Here is a 21,327-nt window from a genome sequence, read left to right as displayed (position 1 = left end):
CATCGCCATATGGCGATGAATGAGTCGGATGCGTGCCTCACTGGCGGCACTTCGGGGACCTGTTCGAATCTGGATGCTGCGGTGGCGCTGTTTCACAGCCTCTCCGACAGCGCTCGGCTGGCGATCGTGCGCCGCCTGGCCGACGGGGAGGCCCGCGTCGTCGACCTGATCGGCGAGCTGGGCCTGGCGCAGTCCACCGTGTCGGCGCACGTGGCGTGCCTGCGGGACTGCGGCCTGGTCACCGGCCGCCCCGAAGGCCGGCAGGTGTTCTACTCGCTGACCCGCCCCGAACTGCTCGACCTGCTCGCCTCGGCCGAAACGCTGCTGGCCGCCACCGGCAACGCCGTCGCGCTGTGCCCCAACTACGGAACCCGCTCCGGCACCGACGCGACGACGGGTACGCAGGAGGCTCACCGATGAGCGATGCATGCGGCTGCGGCACCGACGAACCCCGCGGCGCTGACGAGCAGGAGCGTGAGCCCGAGCGGCTCTGGCAGATCAAGGAACTGCAGTTCGCCGCCCTCTCCGGGGTGTTCCTGCTCGCAGCGGTGATCGCCGGATTCCTCGACGCCACCGAGCCAGTCGTCCGCACACTGGAAGCGGTAGCGCTGCTGGCTGGTGCCTACACCTTCGTGCCGTCCACCCTCACGCGGCTGGCGAAGGGCAAGATCGGGGTCGGCACGCTGATGACCATCGCCGCCGTGGGCGCGGTGATCCTCGGCGAGGTGGGGGAGGCCGCAATGCTGGCCTTCCTGTTCTCCATCAGCGAGGGACTCGAAGAGTACTCGGTGGCGCGCACCCGCCGCGGACTGCGCGCACTGTTGTCGCTGGTGCCCGACGAGGCCACCGTGCTGCGCGATGGCGGCGAAAAGACTGTTGCGCCTGCGGATTTGCGGATCGGCGACCGGATGCTGGTCAAGCCCGGTGAACGGATCGCCACCGACGGCATCATCGAGCTGGGCCGCACCGCGCTCGACGTTTCGGCCATCACCGGCGAGTCGGTTCCCGTGGAAGCCGGGCCTGGTGATGAGGTGTTCGCTGGGTCGATCAATGGCACCGGGGTACTGGAGGTGGAGGTCACCACCACTGCCGAGGACAACTCGCTGGCCCGCATCGTACGCATCGTGGAGGCCGAGCAGTCCCGCAAAGGCGCCTCCCAACGCTTGGCCGACCGCATCGCCAAACCCCTGGTGCCCGGGGTGATGATCGTCTCGGCACTGATTGCGGTGATCGGCAGCCTGCTGGGGGACTCGGCCACCTGGATCGAACGTGCGCTGGTGGTGCTGGTCGCTGCATCGCCGTGCGCGCTGGCGATCTCGGTGCCGGTCACCGTGGTTGCCGCGATCGGCGCGGCCAGCAAGCTGGGTGCGCTGGTCAAGGGCGGCGCGGCGCTGGAAGGGCTGGGCAAGATACGCGGCGTTGCCTTGGACAAGACCGGCACGCTCACCGCGAACCGGCCCGCGGTCATCGACGTGGCCACCACCAACGGTGCGACGCGCGAGCAGGTGCTTCATCTGGCGGCGGCCCTGGAAGCGCGCAGCGAGCACCCGCTCGCCGCGGCAATCCTCGCCGCAACCGATGACGTCATCCCCGCCACCGACGTCGAGGCCGTCACCGGTGCCGGGCTCACCGGACGTCGCGACGGGCACACCCTCCGGCTGGGCCGCCCCGGCTGGCTAGACCCCGGGCCGCTCGCCGGTGAGGTCGCGCGGATGCAGCAGGCAGGGGCCACCGCGGTCCTCGTCGAAGACGACGGGCAGGTGATCGGTGCAATAGCGGTGCGCGACGAGTTGCGGCCCGAGGCCGCCGAAGTCGTCGCGCAGTTGCGCCGTGACGGCTACCACGTGGCGATGCTCACCGGCGACAACCAGGCCACCGCCGCCGCGTTGGCCCGCGACGTCGGAATCGAGGCCGTGCACGCCGAGCTGCGGCCCGAAGACAAGGCGCGGCTGATCGAACAGCTGCGGGCCCAACGCCCCACGGCGATGGTCGGCGACGGCGTCAACGACGCTCCTGCGCTGGCCACCGCCGACGTGGGGATCGCGATGGGCGCGATGGGCACCGACGTGGCCATCGAAACCGCCGACGTCGCCCTGATGGGCGAAGACCTGCGCCACCTGCCCCAAACGTTCCGCCATGCCCGCCGGGCACGGCGGATCATGCTGCAAAACGTCGGCCTGTCCCTGGGCCTGATCATCGCGTTGATGCCGCTGGCGCTGTTCGGCGTGCTCGGGCTGGCCGCCGTAGTGCTGGTCCACGAACTCGCCGAGATCGTGGTCATCGCCAACGGTGTGCGGGCCGGGCGCACCACACCACTGCCCACCGCGGCGATAGAACGGCCAACCAGTCACACCCGCGCGGCAACGGTGGGCACGCGGTCGTGACCGCCGGCCACACAGGCACCGAGGCCAGGACGATTCGGGCGCGGATCATCCTGGCCGTGACGGCGGTCATCGTCGCGGGGCTCGACCTGGGCGTGAAGACGTGGGCCGGCCGCGCGTTGAACGACGGCAGCTCAACAGATCTCGGGCTGCTAAACCTGCGGCTGGCGTTCAACCCCGGTGTGGCATTCAGTCTCGGCGACACCCTGCCCCCAGCGGTCCTGCTCGGCGTCACGGGCGTGATCGTGGTCGCACTGGCGGTGTTCGCCTTCCGTTTCACCCGCCACGCCGCGCTGCCCTTCGTACTGGCACTGGCCGCGATGCTGGGTGGCGCGCTGGCCAATGTGATCGACCGCGCCGCTGACGGGCTGGTCACCGACTACCTGCATACCGGTTGGTTCCCCACCTTCAACCTCGCGGACGTCTTCGTCGTCACCGGCGCAGCCGTCCTCGTTCTGGCCAGTTGGCGCGCGAGCGCCACCGCAGACACGGGGGCAAACGGATGATCCTGTCGTCAGTGCTGCCCGCGATCGGTCTGTTCATCGTCACCAACATCGACGACATCATCGTGCTCTCGCTGTTCTTCGCCCGCGGCGCGGGGCAACGCGGGACGACGGCCCGGATCACCGCAGGCCAGTACCTGGGATTTGCCGGGATTCTGGGCGCGGCTGTGCTCGTGACGTTGGGTGCCGGAGCGTTCCTTCCTCCGGAGATCATCCCGTACTTCGGACTCATACCCCTGACCCTGGGACTGTGGGCGGCATGGCACGCCTGGCGTGACGACGATGGCGATGACGACGATGCGAAGATCGCGGGCAAGAACGTCGGCGTCTTGACCGTCGCGGCAGTCACCTTCGCCAACGGCGGGGACAACATCGGCGTCTACGTCCCAGTCTTCCTCAGCGTCGGACCCGCGGCCGTGCTGGCCTACTGTGTCGTCTTCCTGGTGCTCGTCGCGGTCCTCGTCATCGCCGCCAAATTCGTCGCCACCCGCCAGCCGATCGCCGAAGTCCTCGAACGCTGGGAACACATCCTCTTCCCGATCGTCCTCATCGCCCTAGGCATTTTCATCCTGGTCAGCGGCCTCGCCTTCTAAAGGCTTGGCGGCCCCCGCCGTCCCGCCGATTCAGCGCCAGAAGGCCCTGGCGTCGATCCCTTCGTGTGCGGAGGTTTCTCGGTCGCCTCGCGTTCCCGGCCGGTATAGCAGGGAGAGGCGATCAACACCTTCAACACGTGGGGCGTCAAATCCCTTCGCAGTCTCCCGATCCGCCAACTAGAACCACACGAAGCCGAGTCATGCATCCCTGACGTCAATGCCGCGGCGTCGATTTCGGGAGTGTCAGATTAACGGTGGATCCGACCTTGGCATCTTGGTTAGTTGCCGGTCGGGGTGATCCGGCCTTCGAAGGTGATGGCGAACGCGTTGAGCGCTGGCTTCCACCTCATTGCCCATCGTGCCTTACCGCGGCCGGTGGGGTCTAGGGAGCGGGTGACGAGGTAGAGGCATTTCATCGCGGCCTGCTCGGTCGGGAAGTGCCCGCGGGCTCGGATCGCTCTGCGGTAGCGGGCATTCAGGGATTCGACGGCGTTCGTGGAGCAGATGACGCGTCGGATCTCCACGTCATAGTCCAGGAACGGTACGAACTCGCTCCAGGCGTTCTCCCACAATCGGATGATCGCCGGGTACTGGGCACCCCACGTCGCAGTGAACTCGACGAAGCGTTCCTTGGCCGCAGCCTCGGTCGGCGCGGTGTACACCGGGCGGATGTCCTTGGCGATCTGGTCCCAGTACTTCCGCGATGCGTATCGAAAGGTGTTGCGCAGCAGATGAATTACGCACGTCTGCACGATGGCGCGGTCCCACACCGTGGTGATGGCCTCGGGTAGTCCCTTGAGGCCGTCGCACACCACGATGCACACGTCACCGGTGCCGCGGTTCTTGATCTCGGTGAGCACCGACAGCCAGAATTTGGCGCCCTCGCCGCCGTCGCCGGCCCACAACCCGAGGATGTCGCGTTCCCCGCCGCAGGTGACGCCGATGGCCACGTAGACGGGCCGGTTGGTGACCTGTCCGTCGCGGATCTTGACGTAGATGGCGTCGATGAACACCACGGGATACACCGACTCCAGCGGCCGGTTGCACCACTCGCCCATCTCCTCGATCACCTTGTCGGTGATCCTGGAGATGGTGTCCTTGGAGACGGTGGCACCGTACACGTCTGCGAAGTGGGCGGCGACCTCGCCGGTCGTTAATCCCTTTGCCGTGAGCGATAATACGATCTCATCGATACCCGTCAACCTTCGTTGGCGCTTCTTGACGATCTGCGGCTCGAACGAGCTGTTCACATCGCGCGGCACGTCGATCTCCACCGGTCCGATCTCGGTGAGCACCGTCTTGGCCCGCGTCCCGTTTCGGGAGTTGCCGCTACCTCGGCCGGACGGGTCGTGCTTGTCGTAACCCAGGTGCTCGGTCATCTCGGCATCCAACGCCGTCTCGAGCACGTTCTTGGTCAACTGGTTGAGCAACCCGTTCGGGCCGACCAGTTCGACGCCCTGTTCCTTCGCCTGCGCCAGCAGCTGCTCGGCGAGCTGCCGTTGATCCAGTTCCATCGCCACGGGATCGAGTGTTTCTGACATCGTCAGTCCTTCCCGCCAAGCTCACGCTCGGCGTGTCAGACCAAGATCAGATCCACCGTTGTTCTGACAGCCCCTCGATTTCGACTGGGGTCGGTTATGCGATTATCCGGCGCTCGATTGGAGTTGCTGAGGTTGATCTGTGGGCCCGGCACCTCATCCAACCCAATCCTGCACCACCTATCGCGGCTTCTGCCCTCCTGCGATCAAGCTGAGTGTTGACGACGGTTGAAAACCACCCCGTCGTCATTGGCCTAGGTTTGGACCGTGGTCGACAGCTGAGTCGGCGGGTTGTCGTGTGGAGGTGAGGTGCAGGGTTTCCGCGGTGCTGTACTCATCATCGACGAGCACCACGGCGCCCCCTGCCCGGTCGATGATGGAGGCGGCGATCGACGCTCGGTACCCGGAGCCGCAGTGCACCCAGATCAGCGAGTCAGGCAGTTCGTGAAGGCGGTCGGCGAGTTCGTGCAGGGGGATGTTGACCGCGCCGGGGATGCGGCTGGTGTCGTGCTCTTGGCGTTGCCGCACGTCGAGGACGACGAAATCCTCGCCACTGCGTTGGTTTTCGGCGACATCGGCGAAACTGGCGGTCCGGTAGCAGCGCAGTGCTGATCCGGCGCGTAGATCGTCGATGTCCCCCGTCGCGGCGCCATCGAGGTGGTCGACGCCGATGCGGACCAGTTCGCGGCGGGCCTCAGCGATCTGATCGGGTGTTTCCCCGATAAGGGTCAGTGGTTCGCCCCACCGGTGAAGCCAGCCCAGGTAGGTGACGAAGCTGCCAGACAGTTCGAACCCGAGCGTGCCGCTGAGATGCCCTGCGGCAAAGGCGGTGCGGTTCCGCAGATCGACTACCCACTGGCCTGCGTCGATGCGTCGCCGCAGCTCCTCGGGATCGACCGGTTCGGGTGATGACAGGTCCACCGGGGCCGGTCCGGCCCGATTGATCACTCCCATGTGCGCGTAGTACGCGGGATAGGCCGATAGTCCCTCGAGCAGCTCGGCGACGTACGCCTGCTCGTCTTGGGTGAGCGCCGGATTGCTCAGGCGCTGCTCGGCGATGGTGGAGGAATCACCACTGCCTGGGGTGGCCGAGCAGAAACTGCCGAATCCGTGGGTGGGATACACCGAGGTGGCATCGGGGAGCGCGGCGGCCAGCCGGTGCACCGAATGGTACTGGGCGCGGGTCAACTCGTGCGTGTGTTCGGCACCCAACAGATCGGTGCGCCCGGTGGTGCCGTGCAGCATGGAACCTCCGGTGAACACTGCGGTCGCGGCACCGGTGATGTCGCGCAGCACATAGCTGACGTGGTGGTGGGTGTGACCGGGAGTGTGCATCACCTCCAACTGGATCGGCCCGGCGTCGATGACATCCCCGTCGCACGCCGGGCGGCGTTCGTAGTCCACCTCGTCACCGGCGGGCACCACGTACTCGGCATTCACCGTGCGGGCGAGTTCCAACCCGCCGGTCACGTAGTCGTTGTGGATGTGAGTTTCCAGCACGTGGGTGATTTGCACCCCCAGCTGCTGGGCCTGGCCCAGCACTCGGTCGATGTCACGCTGCGGATCGATCACCACCCCCGTCGAACCGCTGCTGACCAGATAACTACGGTCACCAAGACTGGAGGTGTCGATAATCGTGACGTCCACGAAAGGACTCCCTTCTCATTTCTGGTTGTTGGGTGTGCATACCCCGCGCGGGTATGAATCGAAGCCCTTGGCTGGGGTAACTGATGAAGTTGGACACGTCAGGTCAGGACGAGCGTGTCCAGCAGGACATAGGCCGCCACGGCGAAGACCAGGTAGGCGAACCAGTGCTGCAACCGGCCGGTGTCGAGTCTGGTGCCGTAGTGCCCGGCGACCAGTGAGCCGCCGATCGCAGTCGCAACGAACGCCGCGGTGATCGACCAGTCGATGCTTGCCCCATTGAGGTGGGAGAGCACCCCGGCCGCGGAGTTGGCGACGATGATCAGCAGGGAGGTACCGATCGCAATGGACATCTGCACCCCGAGCAACAGCACCAGGGCGGGAACGATGACGAATCCACCGCCCACACCGAACAGCCCGGTCAGCAGGCCGACCACGAAGCCCGCGGGAATGGACCGCGGTGCGCAGCGACGCCAGTTGATGCCGGCATCGCCGGCGGTGCAGGCAGTGCCGGTCTCGGCGGAATCGGCCAACATTCGGTTGCCGGCGACGATCATGAGCACCGCGAAGCCGATCATCAGAGCCGACTGAGGCAGGCGCTCGCCGATGGCGCTGCCGAGCAGGGTGCCCGGGATGCCGGCCACCGCGAACACGGCGGCCAGGCGCCACTGCACCTGCCCGGCGCGCAACTTGGGCAACACCCCCACCGCCGAGGCCGCCGCGACCACGATGAGCGACATGGGGATCGCCTGCTCGATCCCGAGGCCGAGCGCATAGACCAGCGCCGGGACCGCCAGGATCGACCCGCCGCCGCCGAGCAACCCCAACAGCACCCCGATCACCGCACCCAGCGCCAAGGCGGTGGGCAGAGTCATCGGCGCCACCGCTTCGACGCCCCGCCACCCGCTCTCACCCAGCACGCCAACACGGCAGTCATCGAGGTCTCCGTCGCCGATGTCACTGCAACGCCCGCACTCTTCACGCCAGCGCCAAGAACAGCTTCTCCAACTCGGCCTCGGTCATCGGCGCCGCCGCACCTTCGACCTGCCCTGCCAGGCACTCTCGCAGACCCGTCGCCACGATCTTGAACCCGGCCTTATCCAAGGCCCGTGACACCGCGGCAAGCTGGGTGACCACGTCCTTACAGTCGCGGCCCTGCTCGATCATCGCGATCACGCCCGCGAGCTGACCGTGCGCACGACGCAACCGATTGAGCACCACTGCGATGCTGTCCTGATCGCCGACCATCGCCGACTCCCTTCTCCGTAGCAGTAGTTCCCATCGTATACCCCGCCGGGTATTTACCGGATCGATGCGGTGACCATTCGCGGCGCTCGATACGAATGTGGCGTCATGGCCGGAGAGGTCGGGTCAGTCACCCTTGCATCAACGGATCGGGGCGGACCGTGACTTCGCCACCCATCGACAGAACATACCGGCGGGGGTATACAGAGAGGGGTGAATGAACCCGTGAAGTCACCGTCGACGAGAAAGAGGGACGCACCAATGAAGAAGAAGACCGTACTGATTTTGGGTGCCGGATTTGGCGGCCTGGAATTAGCCGCCCGACTCTCCGACGACCTCGCCGATGAGGTGCACGTAATCCTGATCGACCACAACGACGGATTCACCTTCGGCTTCTCCAAGCTCGACGTGTTGTTCGCGAACCACACCCCCGAGGAGGTCCGCATTCCGTATGCCGAGCTGACCCGGCCAGGCGTGGAATTCCGCCAGGAACACATTACCTCGATCGACCCGGCCACCCGCCGCGTCGCCACCGATCAATCCGACTACCAGACCGACATCCTCGTCATCGCCCTTGGCGCCGACTACGAGCCCGAAGCCACCCCTGGCTTCTCCGAGGACGGTCACGACTTCTACACCGTGGATGGCGCCGCTCGACTGCGTGACCGCCTGACTGAATTCACTGGAGGCACCATCGTGCTGGGCATCCTCAGTGTCCCCTTCAAGTGCCCCCCAGCACCTTATGAGGCACTCCTGCTGCTACATGCCCACTTGGTCGAGCGGGGCATCCGTGACGCCGCCACCATCAAGGTGATCAGCCCCATGCCCTCCCCGATCCCGGTCTCCCCGGAAACGTCCGAATCGCTGATCACCGCCATGGCCGAACGCGGCATCATCTACCGGCCCGACACCAAGATCCGTTCACTGGACCCGAACCAACACCTCGTCCACACCGACACCGACACCGTGCCCTATGACCTGTTCATCGGCATCCCCAAACACCGCGTCCCCGGCGTGATCGACGCCTCCGGGCTGACTGCTGGAGGCAGCGACGGATGGATCGCCGTCGACCCCGCCACACTCGCCACCAAACATGCTGGCGTGTACGCCATCGGTGACTGCGCCGACGCACCCGTACCCCGAGCCGGGGTTTACGCCGAAGACGCTGCCCGCACCGTTGCCGCCCACATCGCCGCACAGCTGCACGGAACGCCCTTCACCGCCAAGTATTCTGGGCGCGGGGTCTGCTACATCGAGTTCGGCGATGGACAGGTTGGCAAGGTCGAGGCCGACTTCCTCTCCGGGCCCAAACCCACCGCCCCCTTCATCGGGCCCTCCACCGACCTGGCCGACGAAAAAGCTGAATTCGCCAACACCCGACGGCACCGCTGGTTCAGCCGATCCGAAGCTGAACGATAGAAACGTCGCCGATGGCTGCCGTGCCGGACATAGCCCATTTGGTATCGCGCAGCCGTGCCGACGCGCCGGTTCGCCTCGGCCTCGTACGGAACCCAATTGTCCTGGGAACCGACCGCAACCGGCGCCCAACGCAGCCGCCGACACCACCAAATACCACCAGCCGACTGCCTATCGACCTCCTATCGCTCGCGACGAGGAGAGCCCCATGCTGACGAGCCTTACGTGACATAAACACCAAGGGACTGACCAAAATGCGGACAACGCGCCAGGCCAGAACGCATTTTCTTTCATTAGTACGGCGTTTCAAGGGTAGATGACGGTGGTGCCGGCCTCGTACTAGTCGATACCCTCCGAAGCTGACCGCGCCCCCCGCCGACTTCAGGTTCGCCTCAGGCTCGACCGCTAGCGTCGATGTCGACCGCACCAAACCGAAAGGACAACCACTGATGGCACTCACCATCGGCGACACCGCCCCCGATTTCCACGCCCAAACCACCCAGGGTCCGATCAACTTCCATGAGTGGATCGGCGACAGCTGGGCAGTTCTGTTCTCCCACCCCCGCGATTTCACCCCGGTGTGCACGACCGAACTCGGCTACATGGCCAAGATCAAACCCGAATTCGACCAACGCAACACCAAAATCATCGGGTTGTCGGTCGACCCACTCGACAACCACACCGCATGGGCCGACGACATCGCCGAAACACAAGGTACCGCACCCAACTATCCGATGATCTCCGACAGCGACTACACCATTTCGAAGGCCTACGGGATGCTACCCGCCGAAATCGCCGGTGACCCGACCAGTCACACTCCGGCCGAGATGGCGACGCTGCGCAATGTCTTCGTCATCGGCCCCGACAAGACGATCAAGTTGGTGCTCGTTTACCCGATGACCACCGGCCGCAACTTCGACGAGGTGCTGCGTGTACTCGACTCGCTACAACTCACTGCCGCGCACAAGGTGGCCACCCCCGCCCAGTGGAACAGAGGTGGCGACGTGATCATCGCCGGCTCGGTTAGCGACGAGGAGGCCAAAATGATCTATCCGGACGGCTGGACTGCCCCTCGTCCCTACCTGCGCATCGTTGCCGACCCCACCCAAGGCTGAGGGCGCCGACGGGCGTGCACCCGTTCACTGCGCAACGGCAATGAGGTTGCTGCGCAGGAAGGCGATTTGGTCGGCGCACACTCGGTTCAACCACTCCCCGGCGAACAGGTCAAAATGCCCTATGGGGTAACGGCTTAACTCGCCCCGAGGAGCTTCTTCGGCGACGCGAATCGCGGGATCCGGTGGCGTGATCGCGTCGTGGTCGCACACATTGACCAGCAGAGGGCAGGTCACCTGGTCGGCTTTGGTGGCGGGCCGATCCGATCGCAAGTGCAACGCGATACGGGCAGCAACGGCGGGCTCCCAACCGATCGGGTCGGGTGGCAGAATCGCCTCGAATCCAGCTCTCGCATCGGGTGTGGTCATCATCGCCACCGTGCCGGGTTCGCCAACCAGATCGACGTAGATGGGGTCGCGGCCGCGGCGGGCGCGCAGCGCGTCGCGAAGAGCCCGCACAGCCAGCCGGTAGGTGGCGACACGACCGGCCGAGCGCATCGCCGCCGCCGCCGCCGCGCGACCGTCGACGAAGGGGTTTTGGATGATAGCCGCGCCAATACGTGGGTTGGCGGCGGCGGTGGCCAGTACATGCCCCCCGCCGAAAGAGGTCCCCCACAGCGCCATTCGGTCCGGATCGACGCTATCCAGGCCGCGCGCGTAGTCCAGTGCCGCGCGCAAGTCTGCTCGCTGTCGGCGGATGTCGATCAGACCGCGCGGTACGCCCCCGCTGGTGCCGGAATGGCGGTAGTCGAAGGTGAGCGCGGCGATCCCCGCGGCGGCGAACCGCGTCGCGAACTCGGGCAGCGCGGCGCTGCGGATGCCACCGATGCCGTGAGCCATCACGACGCACGGGTGAGTGGCGTCTGTTCGTGGCCGGTACAGCCAGCCGTCGCAGCGATCGCTGCCGGAACTGAAGGCGAGGTCTTCGCGTACCACCTCGAAATGCGGGTGGGCGGGGTGGATCGGACTATCGGGTGTGGACATGGCAGCGATGCTGGGCCTTAATGTCGACATGAAGTCAAGCGATGAAGATGGCGACGTGTCGATCAGCGAGCTGGCGAAGCATTTCGGCGTCGCTACCCATGTGCTGCGCCACTGGGAATCCGTGGAACTGCTGGTTCCGCACCGCTCCTCAGTGGGCCATCGTGTCTACGGGCGCGCGGATCGGTTTCGGGTTGCGGCGATCCTGCAAGCCAAGCGTGCCGGGATGGGTCTGGAGGACATTCGGGAGATCCTCACCGCGGCCACCCCGGCGAAGCGCAACGCGGTGTTGCACCGGCAGCGCGATCAGCTGATCGCGCGCATCGCTGATGCGCAGTCAGCGCTGGCCCTGGTGGATTCCGGGTTGAATTGCGAACACGGCGACGTGGCCATGTGCCCCCGGTTTCAGTCGGTCCTTGCCGAACGGGTCGACAACCGATCAGCCGCCGGCGATGTGGCCGGCGATTGATAGGTCATGTTTGCCGCGGGCCAGCGCCACATGTTCAGCCACGCCACCGGGGCAAGCGGGAGGACCGCCCACATTCCGGGAACGTAGCTGTAGCCCGGTTGGTCGAGGAACGAGAAGCACAACGAAATGAGCGAGTTCGGTGATGCCCAGCGACGCGGAGAACGCCCAAGCCAGGTAGCAGCCGAATGCCGGAGCCCTCATCATCAGGACCGGGATGAGCAGCCACATGCCCACCGACACCAGAAGCAACAGGAGGACAGACTCCGAGGTGACGGCTGGTGACGGCAGCGCGGTCACTTCGGCGGTGGGCGAAGAAGCCCATCTGCTCTTCCTCGACCCGACCCGATGCGCCAGGAACAGGGCCAGGGCGATGAAGTACGGGATCCGGATGTCGGCCCAGCTGCCGCGGTTGGGCAGCAGCAGCCCGCCGGCGAATCCCGCAGGTGAACACGTGCATAGTGACCCGCCCGCAAGCCAGATGACCCAAAATCAACGTTGACATCGTGGTCGCTATTGCCAGCGCGATCGATGTCGGGGGCTTACGGTGCTGTCTGTTTGGGCGCATCGCCTAGGCGTCTTTTCGTCTGAACTTCGCAGCGGCGTGGCCGTATTCGGCTGTCACAGGAAATGGGCGGGCGTGTCTACAACCACGCGGATAGTTGGGTGCGGCATCGCCGTGGTGACACAGCATGCGCATCGACCGGCGCGGCGAGAGCGTCCATCGACGCCACGGTCAGCAGGGCCGTCATAGCGACGCGTCCCGGCCGTCACGGTCTGCCGCGGGTGTTCGTCGTGGTCTTCCCCGGTGGTTGCTCCGACGCTTCTGACAGCAGGCGGATCACCAGACGGTCGAATTCTTCACCCCACCCGGCGTTGTCGGTGCGTGCCAGCCCGCCGACCTCGACCGTCAGAGCACCGCCGCCTTCGTCTCTGCTGATCTTCACCCAGATCCGTCGCCGACGAATGATCAGCGAGACCAGCAGGCCGGCCATCATCGTCATGGCGAACACCAGCACCCAGATCTGCGCCGGATCATGTGACACCTGCAGACTCACGAAGTCGGTGACCGCGTCGAAACGGACCACCGTGCCGTCGTCAAGGCGTGTCTCCTCGCCCAGACGCAGGTTCACCCTGGCCATCCGATTGAGACGACCCTGCCCGATCATGCGCCTGTCCAACGCGAAAATCGATTGCGGGCGACCGGAATCCAAGCCGGTATCACCCTTGTAGATGTCGATCGCCACGGCGGGATCATTGAGGGCGGGGAACGCCGACGACAACAGTGTGCCGTCGAATTGCGCCGTCGGCGCCAGCAACCCTGCCAGCGCGATCTGATTCTTGCGGCGCTCATCGGGGTCGGGGTAGCTGCCCGCCGGCGGGTCGAAACGCACAGCGCCCGAAGACAGCAACGTCTGCAGGTCCTCGGGCTGCCACTGCAGGGTCTGGGTGCGCGTCTGCCCGTCCGGGAAGGTGACCGTGAACGTCGGTGCGTAGCCGTGCCCGAGCAGATACACTCGGTTGCCGCCGACCCGCAGTGGTTCGTTGACTCTCAGCTGATAAGCGTTCCAGGTATCGTTTACCAGGTCGTCCCCGGCCTGATAGACGGTGTCCGCGGCGAACGACACCGCTTGTCCGCTCGGCAGGAAACTAACCTCGAAATCATTGACGCGCAGGCAGATTGGGTATAGCGCGGTACCGTCAACGGTTGTGCCCGCACGAAAGGCATCAAACGCCGCGGGCGAAGCCGAACAGAATCCTGGTCCCCCGTCGGCAATCACGATGACGTTTCCCTCGTAACCGAACAGTTTCCCGGCCGCGATGGAAACGAGCAGTCCAATGAGCGAGAAGTGGAAAACCAGGTTGCCCGCCTCCCTCAAATAGCCCTTCTCCGCGGAGACTTCGACGAAGCCGTCGTTGCTGCGGGTGGTCCTGCGCCATCGGCGCAAGCTGTCGGAGACTGCGACGCCGAGGGCGTCAGGGTCCCCCTCGATGACCATTACACGGTGCTTCGGGAGCCGGCTGAGATTGCGCGGCGCCGGCACCGGTATTGCCGCAAGGCTGCGGGCATGCTCGATCAACCGCGGTGTCAGACACCCGATCAGCGAGACGAACAGCAAGACGTAGATCGAGGTGAACCAGACGCTGGAGAACACGTCGAACACCTGTAACCGGTCCAGCCACGGACCGAGTCGCGGATTGTCGGCGAGATAGCCGGCTACGGTCGTCGGGTTGACCGTGCGTTGCGGCCACAACGCGCCCGGTATCGCCGCAAATGCCAGCAAGAACAACAAGACGAGCGCGGTGCCCATCGAGGTGAGGGCACGCCAGGTGTTGCGGACATAGGCCAACGCTCGTCTCATATCGGCAACGTGGTGTTGGTGACGAACGCGTCACGGATCCAGGTGACGAACTCGTTCCACAAGCCGGTCACCAAAGCCAATCCCACGGCGACGAGCAGGACACCCCCGAAAATCTGAATCGTCCTGGTGTGCCGGCGAAGCCACCCCAGCGCATGTACCGCACGTACTGAACCCAATGCGAGTAGGAGGAACGGAATACCCAGACCCAGACAGTAGGCAATGACCAGCACCACACCGCGGGCGATGTTCGATCCCTCGGTGGCCGAGGCGACCGCGATGACACCGGTGAGCGTAGGTCCCAGACACGGCGTCCAGCCGAGCCCGAAGACCGCCCCGAGTAGCGGGGCACCGCCGACGGTGGACACCGCCTTCGGCGTGAACCGGGCCTGGCGCTGCAGTGCCGGGATGAAGCCCATGAACACCAGGCCCATCACGATCGTGAGGACACCGCCAATCCGCTGCAGCAGCAACTGGTTGCTGATGACTGTGGAGGTAAGGCCCAAAATCGCGATGGTGCCCATCAGGAATACCACGGTGAAACCAAGGATGAACAGCCCTGCGGCACCGGCGACCCGTAAACGCACCCCACGTGATCTAAATCGGCTGTCCTCGTCGACGCCAACCACGGCAGCGAGATAGGACAGATACCCCGGCACCAGGGGCACCACGCACGGAGACGCGAACGACACAATCCCAGCCAGCACCGACACCAGCAGTGCCGGCACAATATTGCCTGACATTGCGATCTCGGTGAAACCGTTCATCGGCGCCAATGCATGTCGAACCACATCCTCAAGAAATCTACGTACTTACTACATAGAGTAGTAAGTTAGAACCATAACTGCCCCGCACGTTCTCATGGCCCGAGCCCGCGAGGACCATCTCAACGTCCGTTAGTATGTTGCCATGACTGATCCGCCTGTCGACAGCTGCGATCTGTTGTGTCTTGATCTGCCGCACGCCGAAGCCATCCGTGCCTCGCTGCCGGCACCGAGCAAGGTGGAGTCGGCGGCCTCAGCCGCCAAGGCGCTGAGCGATCCCACCCGCCTGATGATCGCGACGGCGTTGAGCAACGGTGATGAGTTGTGTGTCTGCGATATGGCCTGGGTGGTCGGCTCGGCGCAGAACCTGGTGTCACATCATCTGCGGCAGTTGAAGAACGCCGCTTTGGTCGCTTCTCGCCGCGACGGCAAGCTGGTGATGTATCGGCTCACCCCGCTCGGCGTCCACTTGACTGCCGCCGTACTCGCTTCGGTTCGCGTTGAGGGGGTCAATCGTGTCTGATGCGTGCTGCGGACCGCAGCCTGAGGGTCAGCAGTCCGGCGAACCCGAGTCCGGACCTGAAAAGCTTTGGCAGGTACATGAATTGCAGGCCGTGGCGTGGCCAAGGATGAACCCGCCTCGGTCGAGTCCGATGTTCGTGGGGGGTGAGTGGCCGGAACATAGCCGGTGAACCCGCCGAGCAGCCAAATATGGACACCCTCCCCACCGCTGTCGCGGCGCCAGGCACCGGTTCACCGGGCGCTCGATGCGATCCTCGTCGGCTGATCCCTCGTGGGCTGATCGCCGTTGTCGCCGGCGGCGGGTTGCTGTGGAGCAGCTTTCCACCGACAGACTGGTGGCCCGCCGCTTTCGCCGGACTCGCTCTGCTGGGCTGGGTCCTGGCCCACCGCAACACCACAGTGCTCGGCGGCCTGGGCTTTGGCTTCGTCTTCGGCGTGGCGTTTTACCTGCCTCTGTTGCCGTGGACCGGTGCTCTGGTCGGCATGGTTCCGTGGTTGGCTTTGAGCACTCTGTGCGCGGCGTTTACTGCACTGTTCGGTGCCGCCGCCGTGGCACTGCGCGATCAACCGGGTTGGCCGATGTGGTGGGCCACCTGGTGGGTCGCTGTGGAACTGTTGAAGAGTGCCGTGCCCTTCGGCGGATTCCCTTGGGGTGTACTGGCTTTCGGCCAATCCAGCGGGCCGCTGGCGCAACTGGCACCCTGGGGAGGACCTTCCCTGATCTCGTTCACCACGACGCTGATCGGTTTCACCGTCACGGCGGTGCTCGTTGGTCCGGGTCCACACCGACGGCGCAGCGCGGTAGTCGCGCTGTCAACGGCACTGTGTCTGGCGGCCCTCACCGGACTCGCCTGGGAGCCCTGGCGTTCGGATCGTGAGAAACAGACTCTGGTGGTTGCGGCGGTGCAGGGCAACGTGCCGCGCCTCGGCCTGGACTTCAACGCACAGCGGCGCGCCGTGCTGGACAACCACGTTCAGCAGACTCTGCGTCTCGCCGACGACGTTCGCGCCAGTAGCGCGCCCCAACCCGATCTGGTGGTGTGGCCGGAAAACTCCTCCGACATCGACCCATTGATCAACAACGATGCAGCGCAACAAATCGACACTGCTGCACGGGCGATCAACGCACCCATTCTGATCGGCGCGGTCCTGAGCAACCCACCACAAAGCACCGACCCCAGATCCACCTCGAACACCATGATTCTCTGGTCACCCGAGGACGGACCCGGCGCCCGCCACGACAAGAAGATCCTGCAACCGTTCGGTGAATATCTACCGTGGAGAGGGTTCTTCCGGCTCTTCTCCGATTATGCGGAGCGCGCCGGCTTCTTCGTTCCCGGTGCCGGCTCCGGTGTCGTCGAAGCCGCCGATGTCTCCGTCGGAGTCGCTACCTGTTGGGAGGCGGTTTTCGACCGTGCTCCTCGTGAATCAGTTCGTAACGGCGCCCAGGTGTTGGTCATCCCGACCAACAACGCCACCTTCAACGAAACTATGAGTCGGCAGTTTCTCGCGTTCGCGAAGATTCGCGCCTTCGAGCACCGACGGCCGGTCGTGGTGGCAGGCACCACCGGCGTCAGCGCCATCATCACGCCGGACGGCCGGGTTGTCGATGAGACAGCCTTCTTCACCGCCGACTATCTGATCAGCCGCATTGAACTCAACGACGAACTCACCCCGGCCACGCGGTGGACCCCGATCATTCACGGGGTTGTCACCGCTTTGGCAATCGCTGCGCTCTTGTTAGCGGCGATCCAGCGCTACACGCCGTCGTGGCGCAAATCGTCAAGCGGATGATGCGAGCAAGTCCGTCGGCCCGACCACGAGTATCTACTATTCGAGATAGTAGGTACGTGAATCCCGATGATGCAGAGGAAAGATGGCCAGAAAGCAAAGGAACGAACGTATGAGCACCGTGCGACTGGCGGTCCTCATGGTCGCGATCCTGACACTACTGTCTGCCTGCTCGAACGCGGGAACTGGTGCGCAAGCTGGGAACTTCGACTTCGTATCGCCCGGCGGCAAGACAGTCATCTACTACGACCCAGCGGACTCGCGAAGCACTATCGGAGCGTTGAGCGGTCCGGATCTGATGACAGACGAAACCGTCAGCCTGTCCGACTTCACCGGCAAGATCGTCGTCATCAACGTTTGGGGATCATGGTGTGCCCCGTGCCGCACCGAGACTCCCGAACTCGAACTGGCCTTTAATGAATACCGTTCCCGCGGCGTCGAGTTCCTTGGCATCGACGTTCGCGACGATCTCCAGGCAGCACGTGACTTCAAGACCGACCGCAACGTCAGCTACCCATCCATCTTCGACCCCGAGATGCGCACCCTCATCGCCCTGGGCCGCAACTATCCCACCAGTGTGGTTCCCACCACCATGGTGCTTGATCGCCAACACCGAGTGGCAGCGGTCTACCTGATGGCTTTACTCGCCGACGACCTAAGACCGCTGCTGAATCGCCTTCTGTCGGAATCCTAGTGTTGGCGAGGTTCTTTAGCTCTGAAGTTGCCGGGCTGGGATGCGGCACAGACCAACCGAAGAGCGTACCTGCCCAGTGCCGACCAGATGTTTCCGCAGTTGACGATGTCTCACTTTCTGTCATGTCGGGCGACATCATGGGTTGACTCGACAGCTGTCGACTGGGCGAGTGAACTGGCTGAGGCTTGGGCAGCGGAGTCGGGCCGGTCGGCGCTCACGGGCCTGATGACCAACTGATGCCCTCGGTCGCGGATCAGCGCTCGTACGGGCAGGCGGCGTGCCAGGCCGCGCGTCAGGGCCTCGGAGGTCACCGCTCGCTCCAGAGTCGGCGCATTCTCTCGATGGCAGTTGATCGTGACCCCAGACGGCAGACCCGCCAGGGGAAGCGCGGAGGCGAGCTGCGTTGCACTGCCAAGGGCGAGAACGCGCTCACCAGACGTGGCCAGGGCTCCTCGCCAACGCGCGGCGTGGAGTCCATCACGAACCGCATCGAGCGTCGTGCGCGGTTGCAGCGTGGCCTAAAGGGCGCGGGTCGGCGAACTCAGGATCGGCAGCGCATTCATACGCAAGATCGGGAAGTCGCCGGCCTCGATGGCTGGGAGGGCGGCGTCCACGACGCGCGCAGTCGTACGCAGCTGATCGACGTGCGAGCGCAGAGCCGGTTTGAGGGTGGCTGTCCTGCCGAGACTTGCGAACGTCTCATCGAAGTTCTCGATGGTGACCAAGCGAGCCGTCACTCCGGCCGCATCGGCCCGTTCCATCAACTCGGCGACCGCTGGCAGTGCACTGCTCGGGTCGCGCGTCAGCCACCACAGCCCGCCGGGAAGCGCGTCAGCGATTGCGACGGCGTCGTTGAGCATCGTCATCACGCTGGCGTCCCGGCCGCTGTACCCGATGACGGCCAGGCCGAACCGACGGCTGCTGTCGAGGAACGCCTGACGCAGCTTGGCGTCTTGTGATTGAAGCTCACTTTCGAGGTTCTTCAGTGCGTGCTCGCGAAAGTCGCCGTGCAGCTTGACTAGCAGGGGGAAGTCATCGTCACTCAGCGCGAGACTGGCCCGCGCAGGATCACCAAGCGCTGCGATCCCCAGGCGCGGACGCGACGAGGTTGTGAGCGCCGCTCGCGCACTCTCGGCCGCCTGCTCGACGAGGTCGTCGAAGTTTGTCGTCAGCCCGAGGTCGACGAACCCCTCGGCGATCAGGGCGCCGAGCACGCGTTGCCCATACGAGGGCAAACGGTCCTGGAACAGGCCACGGAGGTACTGACGTCGGGGCCCATCGTCGGGCAGAGCCAGGGAGAAGGCGGTGCTGTAGTCGCTGGGATCACCGATGGGAGGCATGCCGTTTATGCCGTCGTAGTAGGCGAGGATCGACCGCCGCGTATCTTCGTCGCCAAGGTTCAGGTCCTGGTGGACGAGGTGATGTGCGTCGGCGTACAACCGCGACAGGAGATCAAGGACGACCCGGCCAGCGGTCGGGACTTGAGCCGAGGCACTTGCGCCCGCACCGAACAGCCATGCGATCCGCCGACCCTCTACGGCCCACTGGCGAGAGAAGGTGCCAAGGTCGACGACCGCAACGCTCAAACCCGGAGCCTTCCTGCTCGTACGGACCGTTGGCGGTCACATATCGACTGTCTCATTGAGTGCAGACAGCGCAGCAGTGAGACACGCGGTGTTCTCTATACCCCTAGGAGTTTCGGGCAGTTGTGGGACAGTCACGCTGGCTCCGTGTCGGCAAAAATTGGTGGTCAGGCTCGGCCGCCAGCAGTACCGTCGGCCTAATCTATTGATTGGCGGAGGTGTGGTGATGGCGGAGCGGACACCCAAGAAGGTGGTCGTATCCGCAGCGGCCGCCAAGAAGGCCGGCGCCCGAGCTACAAAAGCTTCCGCCAAGCTGGAGGGCAGGGTGATTCCGGCGGATCATCGACGTTCTGCGGCGGTCAAGGCGTACCTCGCGAAGCAGCAGTCGCCGAAGCGCTGAGGTGGAACCACCTCAACGGGCTGTCCTTGCCCTCTCGGGTACCTTCGCCTCACATGGATTCTGGGGGCCAAAGGCATCTGAGGAGACGTGCATGGCTGATCAGCTACGCCTGGGCAGACCACGGACGTTGTCGTTGTCGGCTAGGGCGTCGCGTAACCGGACGATCTCGTCGTGTTGGGCGGCCAGTCGAGAGATTGCGCTTTTGCGGAATTGCTCGTGGGTGGCGATGTCGGCATCGCGGTCAGCCAACCATTGGCGCAGCTTGACGACCTCGTCCTTCAACCGCCGAATTTGTTTTTCCCGTTGGTCGTTGTCGATGTTGAGGGCGCGCTGGCGTTCGCGCCGCGCTTCGAATTCTTCCTTGAGGTGCAGATAGGTGCTGTAGAGAGCGGCGCGAGTGACTCCAGACTCTGCAGCGAGCGTCTTTACGTCGCAACCACCTCCTGCGGGTATGTCTCCGCGCAGCAGCCTGTCGGAGGCGGCCCTGATGCGCGATTCGATTTGTTCGCGCTGCTGTTGGCTAACTCGGCCCATGTGTCGGCGTCTCTAGGGATCCTGCTGGCCGCCGGTGCTGGCAGCATCGATGCCGTCGATCACCCGTTGAGCGCGGCTCAGTTCGGACTGCAGGCGTTGACGTTCGGTTTTCTGGGTCTTGCTCAATGAGCCCAGGAAAGTCGTTGTCGATTTCACGGCTTCCGACCACGTGTCGCGGTGACGAGCGTGGTGGGTTGCCTGTGGGCAGCGAGCTGCGTCGCACATACCGATCAGGGGCTTCTCGGCGGTTGGTGTCCCTGCAATCTTCAGGCACAGGGCACGGGCGGGGTCGCTGAACCAGCAGTAGTTCGCCACAGCTAGATGCAGCGTCTTGGCGCGTCGTGAAAGCAGGTTACGAAGCTGTTGATCGTTGGGGAGGACCTTCGGGGATGCCTGCTCGCGGTCGAGTCGGGCGTCGATGCTGCCGAAGTAGTCGATGAGTTCGCGGGCGCCGGGCCCCGCGGGCATGACCCCCCGCTCGAAGTCGGCGAAGGCCTCCAGTGTCAGCTCAATGTTTCGGCTCTGTTCGTGCTGGCTGATCTCGGCCCACAGCTTGGCTTGAGCCCCGCCGGGGCGGGCCGCGTAACCCTCGGTGGTCACCACGGAGACGTGTTTGAGTTGCACCTTGGCCGCCAGAAGCCCCGCTGGCCGGTAAGCAAGTTCGATGGCAAGCCGGCGGCGCAGCATCCGCAGGGTGAACGTCTCATCAGGAATCGGTTGCAGTGAGGGGGACCCGTTTGGTGGTCCAGTCGCTATGCGACTTGGGGTTGGTGGGTCGTGGTCCACTGTAGAGCGAACTC

Annotated in this window: 21 protein-coding genes; 11 read left to right on the top strand and 10 right to left on the bottom strand. The window is 64.7% G+C overall.

Annotation, left to right across the window (positions count from 1 at the left end; genetic code table 11):
* Nucleotides 1–9: 9 nt before the first annotated feature.
* The 4 genes from AWB94_RS06760 to AWB94_RS06745 are packed head-to-tail and all read left to right on the top strand — an operon-like array spanning nt 10 to nt 3,477.
* The gene (locus tag AWB94_RS06760; protein WP_174545952.1) at nt 10–420 is read left to right on the top strand and encodes an ArsR/SmtB family transcription factor; all 411 of its coding nucleotides are present in this window, start codon (nt 10–12) and stop codon (nt 418–420) included.
* Nucleotides 417–2,384, top strand: a complete 1,968-nt coding sequence (locus AWB94_RS06755; protein ID WP_048471343.1) for a heavy metal translocating P-type ATPase — start codon at nt 417–419, stop codon at nt 2,382–2,384. The genes AWB94_RS06760 and AWB94_RS06755 overlap by 4 nt, the downstream gene beginning before the upstream one ends.
* Entirely contained in the window at nt 2,381–2,887 is a 507-nt protein-coding gene (gene lspA, locus AWB94_RS06750; protein WP_048471342.1) for a signal peptidase II, read from the top strand. Before AWB94_RS06755 ends, lspA begins: the two co-directional genes overlap by 4 nt.
* The gene (locus tag AWB94_RS06745) at nt 2,884–3,477 is read left to right on the top strand and encodes a cadmium resistance transporter (RefSeq protein ID WP_048471341.1); all 594 of its coding nucleotides are present in this window, start codon (nt 2,884–2,886) and stop codon (nt 3,475–3,477) included. The genes lspA and AWB94_RS06745 overlap by 4 nt, the downstream gene beginning before the upstream one ends.
* Before the next feature lie 278 nt (nt 3,478–3,755).
* Here AWB94_RS06745 and AWB94_RS06740 read toward each other — a convergent pair whose 3' ends face one another.
* From AWB94_RS06740 to AWB94_RS06725, 4 genes are all read right to left on the bottom strand, one after another.
* Nucleotides 3,756–5,018, bottom strand: coding sequence for an IS256 family transposase (locus AWB94_RS06740; protein ID WP_062654550.1), 1,263 nt, complete (start codon nt 5,016–5,018; stop codon nt 3,756–3,758).
* Nucleotides 5,019–5,261: 243 nt separating this feature from the next.
* Nucleotides 5,262–6,662 carry an MBL fold metallo-hydrolase gene (locus AWB94_RS06735; protein WP_048471340.1) on the bottom strand — a complete coding sequence of 467 codons (1,401 nt, stop codon included), beginning with the start codon at nt 6,660–6,662 and terminating at the stop codon, nt 5,262–5,264.
* A 98-nt stretch (nt 6,663–6,760) separates the two neighbouring features.
* A complete protein-coding gene (locus AWB94_RS06730; RefSeq protein WP_062654569.1) occupies nt 6,761–7,534 on the bottom strand; it encodes a sulfite exporter TauE/SafE family protein in 774 nt (257 codons plus the stop codon).
* A 103-nt stretch (nt 7,535–7,637) separates the two neighbouring features.
* The gene (locus AWB94_RS06725) at nt 7,638–7,907 is read right to left on the bottom strand and encodes a metal-sensitive transcriptional regulator (RefSeq protein WP_046364097.1); all 270 of its coding nucleotides are present in this window, start codon (nt 7,905–7,907) and stop codon (nt 7,638–7,640) included.
* 258 nt (nt 7,908–8,165) lie between these two features.
* Between AWB94_RS06725 and AWB94_RS06720 the strand changes: the two genes are divergently transcribed.
* Nucleotides 8,166–9,323 carry an NAD(P)/FAD-dependent oxidoreductase gene (locus tag AWB94_RS06720; RefSeq protein ID WP_048471339.1) on the top strand — a complete coding sequence of 386 codons (1,158 nt, stop codon included), beginning with the start codon at nt 8,166–8,168 and terminating at the stop codon, nt 9,321–9,323.
* 446 nt (nt 9,324–9,769) lie between these two features.
* The gene (locus tag AWB94_RS06715; RefSeq protein ID WP_036439543.1) at nt 9,770–10,435 is read left to right on the top strand and encodes a peroxiredoxin; all 666 of its coding nucleotides are present in this window, start codon (nt 9,770–9,772) and stop codon (nt 10,433–10,435) included.
* 24 nt (nt 10,436–10,459) lie between these two features.
* On the opposite strand, the gene AWB94_RS06710 is transcribed toward AWB94_RS06715, so the two are convergent.
* Complete coding sequence (locus AWB94_RS06710; protein ID WP_063835184.1) at nt 10,460–11,416, bottom strand: alpha/beta hydrolase; 957 nt, start codon at nt 11,414–11,416, stop codon at nt 10,460–10,462.
* Between AWB94_RS06710 and AWB94_RS06705 the strand changes: the two genes are divergently transcribed.
* A complete protein-coding gene (locus AWB94_RS06705) occupies nt 11,415–11,882 on the top strand; it encodes a helix-turn-helix domain-containing protein (RefSeq protein WP_230023371.1) in 468 nt (155 codons plus the stop codon). The two genes, AWB94_RS06710 and AWB94_RS06705, sit on opposite strands and share 2 nt — an antisense overlap.
* A gap of 767 nt (nt 11,883–12,649) precedes the next feature.
* Here the strand turns inward: AWB94_RS06705 and resB are convergent.
* Entirely contained in the window at nt 12,650–14,242 is a 1,593-nt protein-coding gene (resB, locus tag AWB94_RS06695) for a cytochrome c biogenesis protein ResB (protein WP_036439547.1), read from the bottom strand.
* Nucleotides 14,239–15,006, bottom strand: a complete 768-nt coding sequence (locus tag AWB94_RS06690) for a cytochrome c biogenesis CcdA family protein (protein ID WP_036439549.1) — start codon at nt 15,004–15,006, stop codon at nt 14,239–14,241. The genes resB and AWB94_RS06690 overlap by 4 nt, the downstream gene beginning before the upstream one ends.
* Before the next feature lie 142 nt (nt 15,007–15,148).
* Between AWB94_RS06690 and AWB94_RS06685 the strand changes: the two genes are divergently transcribed.
* The 3 genes from AWB94_RS06685 (at nt 15,149) to AWB94_RS06675 (ending at nt 18,010) form a co-directional block, all read left to right on the top strand.
* Entirely contained in the window at nt 15,149–15,526 is a 378-nt protein-coding gene (locus AWB94_RS06685) for an ArsR/SmtB family transcription factor (protein ID WP_036439551.1), read from the top strand.
* Nucleotides 15,527–15,828: 302 nt separating this feature from the next.
* Nucleotides 15,829–17,319, top strand: coding sequence for an apolipoprotein N-acyltransferase (gene lnt, locus AWB94_RS06680; protein WP_063840631.1), 1,491 nt, complete (start codon nt 15,829–15,831; stop codon nt 17,317–17,319).
* 109 nt (nt 17,320–17,428) lie between these two features.
* The gene (locus AWB94_RS06675) at nt 17,429–18,010 is read left to right on the top strand and encodes a TlpA family protein disulfide reductase (protein WP_036439553.1); all 582 of its coding nucleotides are present in this window, start codon (nt 17,429–17,431) and stop codon (nt 18,008–18,010) included.
* Nucleotides 18,011–18,528: 518 nt separating this feature from the next.
* On the opposite strand, the gene AWB94_RS06670 is transcribed toward AWB94_RS06675, so the two are convergent.
* Complete coding sequence (locus tag AWB94_RS06670) at nt 18,529–19,596, bottom strand: SIR2 family protein (protein ID WP_048470744.1); 1,068 nt, start codon at nt 19,594–19,596, stop codon at nt 18,529–18,531.
* A gap of 223 nt (nt 19,597–19,819) precedes the next feature.
* Here AWB94_RS06670 and AWB94_RS35025 point away from each other — a divergent pair, with 223 nt between their 5' ends.
* On the top strand, nt 19,820–19,993 hold the full coding sequence (locus AWB94_RS35025) for a hypothetical protein (RefSeq protein ID WP_165572186.1): 174 nt from the start codon (nt 19,820–19,822) through the stop codon (nt 19,991–19,993).
* Nucleotides 19,994–20,092: 99 nt separating this feature from the next.
* On the opposite strand, the gene AWB94_RS06660 is transcribed toward AWB94_RS35025, so the two are convergent.
* Together AWB94_RS06660 and AWB94_RS06655 are read right to left on the bottom strand one after the other, a co-directional pair.
* Nucleotides 20,093–20,527 carry a hypothetical protein gene (locus AWB94_RS06660; RefSeq protein ID WP_036439559.1) on the bottom strand — a complete coding sequence of 145 codons (435 nt, stop codon included), beginning with the start codon at nt 20,525–20,527 and terminating at the stop codon, nt 20,093–20,095.
* 12 nt (nt 20,528–20,539) lie between these two features.
* On the bottom strand, nt 20,540–21,214 hold the full coding sequence (locus AWB94_RS06655) for a hypothetical protein (protein ID WP_036439561.1): 675 nt from the start codon (nt 21,212–21,214) through the stop codon (nt 20,540–20,542).
* Between the last annotated feature and the right edge of the window lie 113 nt (nt 21,215–21,327).

The sequence above is a fragment of the Mycolicibacterium canariasense genome (assembly GCF_002101555.1).
GTDB lineage: Bacteria > Actinomycetota > Actinomycetes > Mycobacteriales > Mycobacteriaceae > Mycobacterium > Mycobacterium canariasense.
The sequence above is the reverse complement of the archived record's forward strand: the minus strand, read 5'-3'. Positions and strand labels throughout refer to the sequence as shown.

Bases quoted from the DNA above. Each gene is read 5' to 3' on its own strand.
- AWB94_RS06725 (WP_046364097.1), bottom strand. From the start codon at position 7,907: ATGGTCGGCGATCAGGACAGCATCGCAGTGGTGCTCAATCGGTTGCGT.
- AWB94_RS06655 (WP_036439561.1), bottom strand. From the start codon at position 21,214: ATGCTGCGCCGCCGGCTTGCCATCGAACTTGCTTACCGGCCAGCGGGG.
- AWB94_RS06745 (WP_048471341.1), top strand. From the start codon at position 2,884: ATGATCCTGTCGTCAGTGCTGCCCGCGATCGGTCTGTTCATCGTCACC.
- AWB94_RS06730 (WP_062654569.1), bottom strand. From the start codon at position 7,534: ATGACTCTGCCCACCGCCTTGGCGCTGGGTGCGGTGATCGGGGTGCTG.
- AWB94_RS06690 (WP_036439549.1), bottom strand. From the start codon at position 15,006: ATGAACGGTTTCACCGAGATCGCAATGTCAGGCAATATTGTGCCGGCA.
- AWB94_RS06705 (WP_230023371.1), top strand. From the start codon at position 11,415: ATGGCAGCGATGCTGGGCCTTAATGTCGACATGAAGTCAAGCGATGAA.
- AWB94_RS06685 (WP_036439551.1), top strand. From the start codon at position 15,149: ATGACTGATCCGCCTGTCGACAGCTGCGATCTGTTGTGTCTTGATCTG.
- AWB94_RS06740 (WP_062654550.1), bottom strand. From the start codon at position 5,018: ATGTCAGAAACACTCGATCCCGTGGCGATGGAACTGGATCAACGGCAG.
- AWB94_RS06755 (WP_048471343.1), top strand. From the start codon at position 417: ATGAGCGATGCATGCGGCTGCGGCACCGACGAACCCCGCGGCGCTGAC.
- AWB94_RS06675 (WP_036439553.1), top strand. From the start codon at position 17,429: ATGAGCACCGTGCGACTGGCGGTCCTCATGGTCGCGATCCTGACACTA.
- AWB94_RS06710 (WP_063835184.1), bottom strand. From the start codon at position 11,416: ATGTCCACACCCGATAGTCCGATCCACCCCGCCCACCCGCATTTCGAG.
- resB (WP_036439547.1), bottom strand. From the start codon at position 14,242: ATGAGACGAGCGTTGGCCTATGTCCGCAACACCTGGCGTGCCCTCACC.
- AWB94_RS06715 (WP_036439543.1), top strand. From the start codon at position 9,770: ATGGCACTCACCATCGGCGACACCGCCCCCGATTTCCACGCCCAAACC.
- AWB94_RS06660 (WP_036439559.1), bottom strand. From the start codon at position 20,527: ATGGGCCGAGTTAGCCAACAGCAGCGCGAACAAATCGAATCGCGCATC.
- AWB94_RS06720 (WP_048471339.1), top strand. From the start codon at position 8,166: ATGAAGAAGAAGACCGTACTGATTTTGGGTGCCGGATTTGGCGGCCTG.
- AWB94_RS06760 (WP_174545952.1), top strand. From the start codon at position 10: ATGGCGATGAATGAGTCGGATGCGTGCCTCACTGGCGGCACTTCGGGG.
- AWB94_RS35025 (WP_165572186.1), top strand. From the start codon at position 19,820: ATGGCGGAGCGGACACCCAAGAAGGTGGTCGTATCCGCAGCGGCCGCC.